Origin of the sequence: Marinobacter alkalisoli (assembly GCF_045449855.1) — a bacterium.
Taxonomy (GTDB): Bacteria; Pseudomonadota; Gammaproteobacteria; order Pseudomonadales; family Oleiphilaceae; genus Marinobacter.
The window spans coordinates 1-12,884 of the sequence record NZ_JBJJLC010000034.1; the positions used below are offsets into that span (position 1 = coordinate 1).

General features: G+C 57.4%; 9 protein-coding genes and 1 rRNA gene. 2 read left to right on the plus strand and 8 right to left on the minus strand.

What is annotated here, in order from left to right; genetic code table 11:
- Positions 1-71: 71 nt before the first annotated feature.
- From ACJO5Y_RS14105 to ACJO5Y_RS14125, 5 genes are all read right to left on the minus strand, one after another.
- A 16S ribosomal RNA gene (locus ACJO5Y_RS14105) occupies positions 72-1,611 on the minus strand.
- A gap of 574 nt (positions 1,612-2,185) precedes the next feature.
- Positions 2,186-3,031, minus strand: coding sequence for a CDP-diacylglycerol--serine O-phosphatidyltransferase (gene pssA / locus ACJO5Y_RS14110; RefSeq protein WP_406988059.1), 846 nt, complete (start codon positions 3,029-3,031; stop codon positions 2,186-2,188).
- An 89-nt stretch (positions 3,032-3,120) separates the two neighbouring features.
- Entirely contained in the window at positions 3,121-4,137 is a 1,017-nt protein-coding gene (gene ilvC, locus ACJO5Y_RS14115; protein ID WP_406988060.1) for a ketol-acid reductoisomerase, read from the minus strand.
- A gap of 66 nt (positions 4,138-4,203) precedes the next feature.
- On the minus strand, positions 4,204-4,695 hold the full coding sequence (gene ilvN, locus ACJO5Y_RS14120) for an acetolactate synthase small subunit (protein WP_070970156.1): 492 nt from the start codon (positions 4,693-4,695) through the stop codon (positions 4,204-4,206).
- 2 nt (positions 4,696-4,697) lie between these two features.
- Positions 4,698-6,416, minus strand: a complete 1,719-nt coding sequence (locus tag ACJO5Y_RS14125) for an acetolactate synthase 3 large subunit (RefSeq protein WP_406988062.1) — start codon at positions 6,414-6,416, stop codon at positions 4,698-4,700.
- 495 nt (positions 6,417-6,911) lie between these two features.
- On the opposite strand from ACJO5Y_RS14125, the gene ACJO5Y_RS14130 reads away from it, so the two are divergent.
- Positions 6,912-7,385 carry a DUF4124 domain-containing protein gene (locus ACJO5Y_RS14130; RefSeq protein WP_406988063.1) on the plus strand — a complete coding sequence of 158 codons (474 nt, stop codon included), beginning with the start codon at positions 6,912-6,914 and terminating at the stop codon, positions 7,383-7,385.
- 66 nt (positions 7,386-7,451) lie between these two features.
- Here the strand turns inward: ACJO5Y_RS14130 and clpB are convergent, their stop codons facing one another.
- From clpB to rluD, 3 genes are all read right to left on the minus strand, one after another.
- Complete coding sequence (gene clpB / locus ACJO5Y_RS14135; RefSeq protein WP_406988064.1) at positions 7,452-10,028, minus strand: ATP-dependent chaperone ClpB; 2,577 nt, start codon at positions 10,026-10,028, stop codon at positions 7,452-7,454.
- 136 nt (positions 10,029-10,164) lie between these two features.
- Positions 10,165-10,920, minus strand: coding sequence for a peptidoglycan editing factor PgeF (gene pgeF / locus ACJO5Y_RS14140; RefSeq protein ID WP_406988065.1), 756 nt, complete (start codon positions 10,918-10,920; stop codon positions 10,165-10,167).
- The gene (gene rluD / locus ACJO5Y_RS14145) at positions 10,910-11,887 is read right to left on the minus strand and encodes a 23S rRNA pseudouridine(1911/1915/1917) synthase RluD (RefSeq protein ID WP_406988067.1); all 978 of its coding nucleotides are present in this window, start codon (positions 11,885-11,887) and stop codon (positions 10,910-10,912) included. The genes pgeF and rluD overlap by 11 nt, the downstream gene beginning before the upstream one ends.
- Before the next feature lie 138 nt (positions 11,888-12,025).
- Between rluD and ACJO5Y_RS14150 the strand changes: the two genes are divergently transcribed.
- Entirely contained in the window at positions 12,026-12,859 is an 834-nt protein-coding gene (locus ACJO5Y_RS14150; RefSeq protein ID WP_406988068.1) for an outer membrane protein assembly factor BamD, read from the plus strand.
- Positions 12,860-12,884: the final 25 nt, after the last annotated feature.

Here is a 12,884-nt window from a genome sequence, read left to right on the forward strand (position 1 = left end):
GACCCTTTTGCTCTCTTTATTAGCCAACCAAGTAATTCGTGTGGACTCTGACCGAAGCATTCGGCTTCGTTTAAGGAGGTGATCCAGCCGCAGGTTCCCCTACGGCTACCTTGTTACGACTTCACCCCAGTCATGAACCACACCGTGGTGATCGTCCTCCCGAAGGTTAGACTAACCACTTCTGGTGCAATCCACTCCCATGGTGTGACGGGCGGTGTGTACAAGGCCCGGGAACGTATTCACCGTGACATTCTGATTCACGATTACTAGCGATTCCGACTTCACGGAGTCGAGTTGCAGACTCCGATCCGGACTACGACGCGTTTTGTGAGATTAGCTCCCCCTCGCGGGTTTGCAGCCCTCTGTGCGCGCCATTGTAGCACGTGTGTAGCCCTGGCCGTAAGGGCCATGATGACCTGACGTCATCCCCACCTTCCTCCGGTTTGTCACCGGCAGTCTCCCTAGAGTTCTCAGCCGAACTGCTAGCAACTAGGGATAGGGGTTGCGCTCGTTACGGGACTTAACCCAACATCTCACGACACGAGCTGACGACGGCCATGCAGCACCTGTGTCAGAGTTCCCGAAGGCACCAATCCATCTCTGGAAAGTTCTCTGCATGTCAAGGCCAGGTAAGGTTCTTCGCGTTGCGTCGAATTAAACCACATGCTCCACCGCTTGTGCGGGCCCCCGTCAATTCATTTGAGTTTTAACCTTGCGGCCGTACTCCCCAGGCGGTCTACTTAGTGCGTTAGCTGCGCCACTAAGACTTCAAGAGTCCCAACGGCTAGTAGACATCGTTTACGGCGTGGACTACCAGGGTATCTAATCCTGTTTGCTCCCCACGCTTTCGCACCTCAGTGTCAGTGTTGGTCCAGGTAGCCGCCTTCGCCACTGGTGTTCCTTCCTATATCTACGCATTTCACCGCTACACAGGAAATTCCACTACCCTCTACCACACTCGAGCCTGACAGTTCGAAATGCCGTTCCCAGGTTAAGCCCGGGGCTTTCACATCTCGCTTATCAAACCACCTACGCGCGCTTTACGCCCAGTAATTCCGATTAACGCTTGCACCCTCCGTATTACCGCGGCTGCTGGCACGGAGTTAGCCGGTGCTTCTTCTGTGAGTAACGTCAAGCCTCATGGGTATTAGCCATAAGGTTTTCCTCCTCACTGAAAGTGCTTTACAACCCGAAAGCCTTCTTCACACACGCGGCATGGCTGGATCAGGGTTGCCCCCATTGTCCAATATTCCCCACTGCTGCCTCCCGTAGGAGTTCGGGCCGTGTCTCAGTCCCGATGTGGCTGATCATCCTCTCAGACCAGCTACGGATCGTCGCCTTGGTAGGCTCTTACCCCACCAACTAGCTAATCCGACTTAGGCACATCCAATAGCGCAAGGTCCGAAGATCCCCTGCTTTCCCCCGAAGGGCGTACGCGGTATTAATCCGGGTTTCCCCGGGCTATCCCCCACTACTGGGCAGTTTCCTAAGCATTACTCACCCGTCCGCCGCTCGTCAGCGGGGAGCAAGCTCCCCCTGTTACCGCTCGACTTGCATGTGTTAAGCCTGCCGCCAGCGTTCAATCTGAGCCATGATCAAACTCTTCAGTTTAAATCATACAAGAATCCGAAGATTCCCTATTCTTGCTCAAGACAAAACTCAATTTCGACGAGTCACTGTCCTGATATTTCGTATCCGAAACACCTCGGCCAGCGCCCACACGAATTACTTGGTTAACTTTTTAAAGAGCGTTCGGGGCTTGCCCGATCAAGGTGGCGTATTCTACATCGCTCCGCCGCCTTGTCAACCGTTTATTTCTCGCTGTTTCCGTCTCCGGAAACCGCCGAAAAACTCACCGGCTTACTGCTGTATCGAGGCGCGCATTCTACACTGAACCGCCACCTTGTCAACCGCTTTCTGAAGAAATTTGAAACTCGTTTTCTTCAATACTTTCAAACAGTTGCCTTTCGAATCCGGAGCCGCCTCAGTGGCTTACCCCTCGAAAGAGATGCGCATTCTACAGAGCTCAGGCGAGGTGTCAACGAGCTTTTCAAACTATTTCGGAGATATTTCGGTTTCCCCCTACCCGCTTGCTCAGAATACGCCCAAACCGATCAATTAACCAACAGAACAGGCCGTATCCCCGGGATTTCCGGCCCGATCACGCGGGCCGGAAGATTCCCGCTCAGGCGGCACTGCCTGGTTTTCGGCGGGCTTTGCGCGTCAGCGCCAGGAAGGGACCGGACAACCCATAAACCAGGAACCCGGTAAAGAGTACGGTGGCAGGATCCAGAGCGACCACCACGAAGATCAGCACCACCAGCAAGATCGCCGCGAAAGGCACCCGGCCCCGCAGGTCCAGATCCTTGAAGCTGCGATACAGAATATTGCTGACCATCAACACACCACTGCCGCCGACTACGACAATGGTCATGAGCGTCAGCCACGTCGCCGGATCTACATCATGGAAGCACCACACCAGCCCGGCCAAACACGCCGCAGCAGCCGGACTCGGCAGCCCGACAAAGAACTTCTTGTCTACGGAACCAATCTGGGTATTGAACCGCGCCAGGCGCAGAGCAGCCCCGGCCACGTAGATAAAGGTTATCGCCCAACCTACCTGACCCAACTCATTGAGCGACCAAAAGAACGCCACCAGTCCCGGCGCCACGCCAAAGGCCACCATATCAGCCAGGCTGTCGTACTCCTCACCAAATTTGCTCTGGGTATTGGTCATTCTGGCAACCCGGCCGTCAAGACCGTCCAGTATCATGGAGACGAAAATCGCAATCGCGGCATTATCGAACACGCCATTGGCAGCGGACACAATCGCATAAAAACCCGAAAACAATGACGCAGTCGTCAACGCATTCGGCAATAGATAAATGCCTTTGCGCCTCACCGGTGCGCCCTCCACAAGCTCTTCCTCTACAACCTCACCCGGCTCGAACTCATTCACCGAGGAGGCATTGGAAGGTTTGCCGGCCTTTTCGGATTCTTTCGATTCCGGGATTTTCCTGTCTTCAGTCATTCCACTCACTCCGGAAAGCATTTATGCGGAGTATATACGAAAAACGCGGCCACCCGGGCCGCGTTTTCAGAACTTACCGGAAACCCGATTTAGTTCTTGTCCTTGTCCACGATCTTGTTCGCGGAGATCCACGGCATCATGTCACGCAGCTTCTCACCCACGGTTTCAATGTCGTGAGCCGCATTCTGGCGACGACGCGCCGTCATGGACGGGTAGTTCAGAGCCCCTTCGGAGATGAACATCTTCGCGTACTCACCACTCTGGATGCGCTTCAGTGCGTTGCGCATGGCTTCGCGGGACTGCTCGTTGATTACCTCTGGTCCGGTCACGTACTCACCATACTCCGCGTTGTTGGAGATGGAGTAGTTCATGTTGGCGATGCCGCCTTCGTACATCAGGTCAACAATCAGCTTGAGCTCGTGCAGACACTCGAAGTAGGCCATTTCCGGAGCATAACCAGCTTCGGTGAGGGTTTCGAAACCGGCCTTGACCAGCTCAACCGCACCACCACACAGAACCGCCTGTTCACCGAACAGGTCGGTTTCAGTCTCGTCCTTGAAAGTGGTTTCGATGATGCCGGTACGACCACCGCCGATTCCGCTGGCGTAGGACAGGGCCAGGTTCTTGGCGTTACCGGAAGCGTCCTGGAAGATCGCGATCAGGTCAGGGATACCGCCGCCACGGGTGAACTCGGTGCGAACGGTGTGGCCCGGCGCTTTAGGAGCGACCATGATGACATCCAGATCCTTGCGCGGAACGATCTGGTTGTAGTGGATAGCGAAGCCGTGAGCGAATGCCAGGGTAGCGCCCTGCTTCAGGTTCGGCTCGATTTCCGCGGCGTACAGCTGAGCCTGGAACTCGTCCGGAGTCAGGACCATCACCACGTCAGCGGCGGCAACGGCAGACGGTACGTCGCTGGTCTTCAGGCCGTAGGCTTCCGCCTTGGCAATGGAAGAAGAACCGGGGCGCAGACCAACGGTGACATCAACGCCGGACTCTTTCAGGTTGCACGCGTGGGCATGGCCCTGGGAACCGAAACCGATGATGGCCACTTTCTTGCCCTGGATGAGAGAAAGATCGCAATCCTTATCGTAATAAACCTGCATGGGATAACCTCTGTATTGTAACGACCCCGCTTCCGGGGTCATGATTTAAAAATGAATGGGCACCGGTCAGAGACTCAGCACCTTTTCGCCGCGGGCGATACCGGATACACCAGTACGGACAACCTCAAGCACGCCTGACGTGCCCACCGCCTGAATGAAACCATCCAGCTTCTCGCTGTCACCCGCCAGTTGAACCGTATAGACCGAACTGGTCACGTCCACGATCTGACCACGAAAAATATCAACGGTGCGTTTGATCTCAGCACGCTGGGATCCCGTGGCCTTGAGCTTGACCAACATCAACTCGCGCTCAATGTGAGAGCCTTCAGTCAGGTCCACCAGCTTTACCACCTCGATCAGCTTGTTCAACTGTTTGGTGATCTGCTCGATAACCTTGTCCGACCCCGTGGTGGTGACGGTCAGACGAGACAGGGTCTCGTCCTCGGTCGGAGCCACCGTAAGGGTCTCGATGTTGTAGTTGCGCTGGGAAAACAGACCCACAACCCGCGACAGTGCACCTGGCTCGTTCTCAAGCAAAACAGAAATGATTCGACGCATGATCACACCCTCTCCGTCTTGCTGAGCCACATGTCTTTCATGGAACCACGGGCCACCTGCATCGGATACACGTGCTCAAACCGGTCCACGTAAATATCCACGAATACCAGCTTGTCCTTCATGGCCAACACTTCTTTCAGCTTGGTTTCCAGGTCTTCCTTACGGTCGATCCGGACTCCCACGTGGCCATAGGCTTCCGCCAGCTTGACGAAGTCCGGCAGGGATTCCATGTAGGACTGGGAATGGCGGGACTCGTAGTTCATGTCCTGCCACTGCTTGACCATGCCCAGGGCCTGGTTGTTGAGGTTAATGATCTTCACCGGCAGATTGTACTGATTACAGGTGGACAGCTCCTGAATGTTCATCTGGATACTGCCTTCACCGGTGATACAGAGCACCTCGTCGTCCGGATGAGTCAGCTTGACCCCCATGGCCGCCGGCAGGCCAAAGCCCATGGTCCCCAGGCCACCGGAGTTGATCCAGCGGTTGGGCTTGTCAAACTTGTAGTACTGGGCCGCGAACATCTGGTGCTGCCCCACGTCGGAGGTGACAAACGCTTCACCCTTGGTCAGCCGGCACAACGTTTCAATCACTTCCTGCGGCTTGATCACATCCGGACTGGTTTCATAGCGCATGCCATGGAAGGCGCGCCACTCTTCGATCTGTTTCCACCAGGACGCAAGGGCATCCGCATCAGGCTTTTCCTTGCTTTCCTTGACCAGCGAGATCATCTCTTTGAGCACCGCATCGACCGGCCCCACGATAGGCACATCTGCATCAATGGTCTTGGAGATGGAAGCCGGATCAATGTCGATGTGGACAATCCGCGCCCCGGGACAGAATTTCTCGGTGGCGTTGGTCACACGGTCATCGAAGCGCGCACCCACACAGAGGATCAGATCCGAATGGTGCATGGCCATATTGGACTCATAGGTGCCATGCATACCCAACCAGCCCAGGTGCTGCTTGTCAGAGGCCGGGTAACACCCGATACCCATCAGGGTGTTGGTGATGGGATGACCCAGCATGCGCACCAGTTCGGTCAACTGACCAGAGGCCTTGCCCAGAATAACGCCGCCACCCGCATAGATGATCGGGCGCTTGGCCGCCAGCAGCATGTCCACAGCCTTCTTGATCTGCCCGGCATGGCCACGGATCGCAGGATTGTAGGAACGCAGCTTGACCTTCTTGGGGAAAACGTACTCGTAACGCTCGTTCGGCGTGGTCATATCCTTGGGGATATCCACCACAACCGGACCGGGACGGCCAGTCGAAGCGATGTAGTAGGCCTTGCGAATCACCTCGGGAATTTCCTCGGGGTGACGTACGCTCAGGTTGTGTTTTACCACAGGACGGGAGACACCGATCATATCGGTTTCCTGGAATGCATCCTCACCTATCAGGGTGGATGCAACCTGACCGCACAGAACCACCATGGGGATGGAATCCATGAACGCAGTGGCAATGCCGGTAATAGTGTTGGTGGCTCCAGGACCCGAGGTCACCAGTACGGTACCTGGTTTTCCGGTTGCGCGAGCATAACCGTCGGCCATATGGACCGCGGCCTGTTCGTGCCGAACCAGAATATGCTTGACTTTGTCCTGCCTGAACAGCGCATCATAAATATGAAGGGCTGCACCACCCGGATAGCCGTATATGTATTCGATACCCTCATCTTGAAGGGACCGGATCAGCATATCGGCGCCAGACAATAACTCCACGATTTTCTACCCTCTTCTACGAGTGAATGAGCCGGGAAAAATCCCGGTTGCCTGGATACCCGGCCTGCCTGCTTCTTGTGAAAGCGGCACCGGCTGCTCCTCCACACTACCTTTAAGAGGTTGTCTCCTGGCCAGCCGCCCTCCTGAGGGTTGCGGAGAACGGCCAATCGACGGGTTGCAAATGAGCAACAACCATCCCGCGACCTGTGCGCGGCGCGTTCAGTGTGGTGATTAACGGGGGATACTCGCTCGGGATTGCCTGCCGTATTGACCCCTGTCTTCAGGCAATCGGTAATTTTGACAGCGGGAAACTCCCTGTCAATAGTAGCGCATGGATTCTATCCCCATACTGGCGAAAGGTCTGCCATACTTTGTCCGAGTATTTGAACCAGGCTAGAGAAAAAACGGCCAGCGGATGGCATGATAAAACCACCGAAATACAACGGAGCAGCCCCGGTGTTGCCCCGAAACGGCTAACGCGAGATGAGTATAGCAATGAACAAAAGAACCCTGACACTGGCCATCATTCTGGCCGTTGCCCCACTTACCGCCACTGGCGCCTCCGTCTACAAGTGGACCGACGAAAATGGCGTAACCCACTTCGGCGACCGGCAACCAACCGGCAAGCAGTCAGAGCGGGTCAGCGTTCGCACCGGGAAATCCTCGGGCGGCCAACAACGCCAGAGCCCCCAGGAACAACTGGATGAGCTTGAAGCACGTGAAGCGGATGAAGCCGGTAAGCGTGAAGAATCCGCCGTGGAGGAAGCCCGCCGCAAACAACGGGAAGCCAATTGCTCGACAGCCCGCAGCAACCTGAACATCCTTGATCGCAACAGCCGGATTCGCATTGAAGAGGACGGAGAGCAACGCTACCTGTCTCCGGAAGAAATAGAGGAGCAGCGCGAGAATTTCCAGGAAATCGCGGACGAAAATTGCGGAGCCGAGGGCGAAGACCAAGGCGAACGTTAAGCAAAGAGAATAAAAAAGGGGCGATCAAACTGACCGCCCCTTTCTGATTTCAGGACTGCACAACGATCAGGCTTTGGCAAAAACCAGTTTGTGCTCCTGCACGGTTCCCCTGATGGTATCCCCGGGCAAAAACTCTCCCTGCAGCAGGCGCTGCGCCAACGGATTCTCGATCATCCGCTGAATCGCCCGCTTCAGTGGCCGCGCCCCGTAGACCGGGTCGTAGCCCACTTCCGCCAGCAGCTCCATGGCGGCATCGTCCAGCTCCAGCTTCATATCCTGATCCTTCAAGCGCTGGCTGAGCGATTCGACCTGGATCCTGGCGATCCCCTGAATCTGGCTCTCCGCCAGCGGATGGAAGACCACGACTTCGTCCACGCGGTTGATGAACTCGGGGCGGAAATGCGTGCCCACCACGTCCATCACCGCGCTCTTCATGGCCTCGTAGTTCTCCTCGCCGGCTTTCTGCTGGATGATGTCGGCCCCCAGGTTCGACGTCATCACGATAACGGTGTTGCGGAAATCCACCGTTCTGCCCTGGCCATCGGTCAGGCGACCGTCTTCCAGCACCTGCAACAGAATGTTGAACACATCCGGATGAGCTTTCTCAACCTCATCGAGCAGCAGCACCGAATAGGGACGACGACGGACCGCTTCGGTCAGGTAACCGCCCTCCTCATAGCCCACATAGCCCGGAGGCGCGCCAATCAGCCGGGCCACGGAGTGCTTTTCCATGAATTCCGACATGTCGATGCGCACCATCGCCTCTTCGGTATCGAACAGGAACGAGGCTAATGCCTTGCACAGCTCCGTCTTACCTACACCGGTCGGACCAAGGAACAGAAACGAACCATTGGGCCGGTTAGGATCCGACAGCCCCGCGCGGGAACGGCGTACCGCGTTGGATACCGCTTCTACGGCCTCTTCCTGACCAATCACCCGGCCGTGGAGCGCCTCTTCCATGCGCATCAGCTTGTCGCGCTCGCCTTCCAGCATCTTGGAGACAGGAATGCCCGTCCACTTGGAAACAATCTCGGCAATTTCCTCGTCCGTCACCCGATTGCGCAGCAGTTTCATCTCCATCATCTCGGCCTGACTGGCCATATCCAGCTGGCGTTCCAGCTCCGGGATCCTGCCGTATTGCAGTTCGGACATGCGGCCCAGATCACCGCTGCGGCGGGCGTTTTCCAGATCAATCCTGGCCTGTTCCAGCTGGCTCTTGATCTTCTGGGAGCCGTGCAACGCAGCCTTTTCGGTGTTCCACACCTCTTCCAGATCCGCGTATTCACGCTCTACCTTAGAAATCACGTCCGACAATTCTTCCAGACGTTTTTTCGAGGCGGCATCGGTTTCTTTTTTCAGCGCCTCCCGCTCGATCTTGAGCTGAATCAGGCGGCGTTCCAGGCGGTCCAGCGCTTCCGGTTTGGAGTCCATCTCCATACGGATCTGGCTCGCCGCCTCGTCCACCAGATCAATCGCCTTGTCCGGCAACTGACGGTCAGCGATATAACGGTGGGACAGCTTGGCAGCCGCAATGATCGCGCCATCGGTCACCTCCACGCCGTGGTGCACCTCATACCGCTCCTTCAGACCCCGCAGGATGGCGATGGTGTCTTCTTCGTTCGGCTCGCTGACCAGTACTTTCTGGAAACGGCGCTCCAGGGCTGCATCTTTCTCGATATTCTCGCGATACTCGTCCAGGGTTGTGGCGCCCACGCAGTGCAGCTCGCCCCGCGCCAGCGCCGGCTTGAGCATATTGCCCGCGTCCATGGAACCTTCCGCCTTGCCGGCACCCACCACGGTATGGATTTCGTCAATGAACAGAATGATCTGGCCTTCCTGTTTGGACAATTCATTCAGCACCGCCTTCAGGCGTTCCTCGAACTCACCCCGGAACTTGGCGCCGGCAATCAGTGAGCCCATATCCAGGGACAGTACCTTCTTGTCTTTCAGGCCATCCGGAACTTCGCCATTCACGATTCGCTGTGCCAGGCCCTCGACAATGGCAGTCTTACCTACGCCAGGTTCACCAATCAGCACCGGGTTGTTCTTGCGACGACGCTGCAGGACCTGAATGGTGCGTCGAATCTCGTCGTCGCGCCCTATCACCGGGTCCAGTTTGCCCGCCTCGGCGCGCTCGGTAAGGTCAATGGTGTACTTGGACAGCGCCTGCCGGCTTTCCTCGGCAGCCGCGTCGTTCACCGGCTCGCCACCGCGCACCTCATCAATGGCCTTTTCCAGGACGGCCTTGTCCACGCCCTGCTCCCGCAGAATCCGCCCGAGGGTGCCGCGGTCTTCCAGGGCAGCCAGCAACATCAATTCGCTGGAAATGAACTGGTCCTTGCGCTTTTGCGCCAGCTTGTCGGCGATATTGAACAGTCGCCCCATGTCATTGGACATGGACACGTCACCCGCAGAACCCTGAACCTCCGGCAGGTGCTCAATCTCCCGGGCGATGGCCTGGCGAACCCGGCCCGGCTCCACGCCAATCTGCTTCAACAGCGGCTTGATGGAGCTGGCGTCCTGATCCAGCAGCGCCTGCATCAGGTGAACGGGCTCGATAAAATTGTGATCCTTGCCGACCGCAAGTGACTGCGCATCCGCAAGAGCGGTCTGCAGCCGGCTGGTGAGTTTGTCGATTCGCATAATCTGTTTTCCCCGATTCGGTGGCCGGATGTCCGGGCGTTTTGCCGACATCCTGTTTGCTTTGACATTAAATGTAGGGGCAACCGGGGGGACTTCAAGCGGCAACAGTCAGAAACTGTCAGAAAATTGACGGACGTCAGGAGTTATCGGTTATCCAGATCAGGCTGGCCATGCGTCCGGTCTGTCCATCACGACGATAGGAAAAGAAATGTTGTGGCTCTGACACGGTGCAAAAATCTCCGCCGTAGACCTGACGAACCCCACATTCAGCGAGACGCTGCCGGGCCAGAAGATAGATATCCGCCATAAAATGCCCCGCCCGTGCGCCTTCCTCCGAGAATGCGCTGGCCGCTGCCGGATCATGGCGCAGGAAGGCTTCCCGCACTTCGGGGCCTACCTCAAACTGTTTCGGGCCGATGGCGGGGCCAAGCCAGGCCATCAATTCAGCCGGCTTGCCGCCCATGTCATTCACCAGGGCCTCAAGCACGCCGCCACACAAGCTTCGCCAACCGGCGTGGGCAGCAGCCACCCGCGTGCCGGATTCATCGCACAGCAATACCGGCAGGCAATCCGCCGTCATGATCACACAGGCATGGCCAGTCTGAACTGTATAACTGGCATCAGCCCGGGGAACGCCGTGAGCCGGCAGGGAAGCCACCTCTGTGCCGTGAACCTGCTCAAGCCAACCAATGCCACCGGGGCCGATCCCCGCCATGGTCGCCAGACGCTGTCGGTTTTCCTGGACCCGGGCAGGGTCGTCACCCACATGAGAACCAAGATTCAGGGAGTCCCAGGGCGCCTCACTCACTCCCCCGAGGCGCGTGGAACACACCGCCCGGACTCGCCCGGGCGCGGGCCAATCAGGCTTGATCAGAGGTATTTCAGAATTCATTGCGCTCCAGGTCCTTAACGTGCTGGCGCAGCGCCGCCAGCAGATGCTCCATATCCTCTGGCAAAGGCACTTCCCAGGTCAGAATCTCTCCGGTTTCCGGATGCTCCAGGGTCAACTGGCGCGCATGCAGCGCCTGACGCTGAAATGCCGCCAGCACCTCCCGCAATTCTTCCGTGGTGCCTTTTGGCAGTCGTAGCCGGCCGCCGTAGAGCGGATCACCGATCAGCGGATGCTTCACATGGGCCATGTGGACACGAATCTGGTGGGTACGACCACTCTCCAGCTTGCAGCGAACATGGGTGTGGGCAGCAAATCGCTCAACCAGCCGGTAGTGAGTAACCGCCGGTTTGCCCGTCGGCACTACGGCCATCTTCTTACGCTCGCGGGGATGACGGCCAATAGGGGCATCCACGGTGGCGCCGCCAGTCAATGTACCCACCACCACGGCCTCGTATTCCCGTCCCATGGTGCGGCTCTGCAGCTGGCCTACCAGGGATGTGTGGGCAATCAGGCTGCGAGCCACCACCATGATGCCGGAGGTGTCCTTGTCAAGACGGTGAACAATGCCCGCCCGGGGCAGGTTTTCCACTTCCGGCGCATAATTGAGCAACGCGTTGACCAGTGTTCCGTCCGCATGCCCCGCGGCAGGATGCACCACCAGCCCGGCCGGTTTGTTGATGACCAGCAGATGCTCGTCTTCGTAGACCACATCGAGGGTAATCGATTCCGCCTGCCAGCTCACCTGCGCCTCCGGCTCGGCGTCCAGTTCCAGGCGGTCATCAAGCATCACCTTGTCCCGTGGCTTGCGATTTTCACCATTGACGGTCAAGGCGCCGCTTTTGATCCAGCCCTGGAGACGCGAGCGGGAATGCTCCGGCATCAACTCCGCCGCGGCCTGGTCCAGGCGGCGGTCACTCAACTCCGGCGGAACGGAAAAAGCAGCGGTAATACGGTTTTCAGCAGACATTAAGCCCCCGGGGCCATTGGTGTTGTGTTACGTTTCAGTCAGAAATTTTCAATCAGATTGGCCAGCCACTGCACAAGTCAAAGGTTCCCCGTTACAATGGCCGATCATTCGCTTTCAGTCATTATACGGGATTCCGGCATGAGATCAGTTGTTCGATTATTGCTACTGACCACCACAGCGCTGTTGATCAGCGCCTGCGCTTCCAACAAACAGGAAGAAGTGCTGCCGGAAGAAACCTATTACGAGAACGCCCGCCAGGCCATGAACTCCGGCAATTTCAACGAGGCGGAACGGAATCTCGATTTTCTGGAAACCTACTACCCATTCGGCCGCTATGCCGAACAGGCCCAGATGGACCTGATCTATGCACGCTACCAGAATCTGGATCTTGAGGGTGCGCGAGCCGCAGCTGACCGGTTTCTGCGCCTGAACCCGCAGAGCGAACACGCGGACTATGCCATGTACATGCGAGGCCTGGCCTCCTACAACCTGGATATCGGCCTGGCCGCACGCTACTTCCCGATCGATGTTGCCGCACGTGATCCGGGCGAGCAACGCCAGGCCTTCCGTGATTTTTCTGATCTGCTGAACCGTTACCCGAACAGCGAATACGCACCGGATGCGCGTCAGCGCATGATCGCCATCCGCAACCGCATGGCTGAACTGGAAATCCACGCGGCCCGGTACTACATCAAGCGGGAGGCCTACATTGCCGCCAACAACCGCGCCCGCTACGTGGTGGAAAACTATTCCACATCGCCGTCCGTTGAGGAGGCACTGGTTATCCTGGCAGAGACCTTCCGCTTCATGGATCTGAATAAGGCCGCCGACGATGCCATCGCCCTGCTTTCGCAGAATTACCCGGACAGCAATGCGTTTGACGACAACGGTGAATTTGTACCCAGCCTGCTGAAGCGAGAGGACCGCTCTCTCTCAAGCGTTGTGACCTTCGGCCTGATGGGAGACGAGTAGTCCCTGGCGGGAAATGGGGACTCTG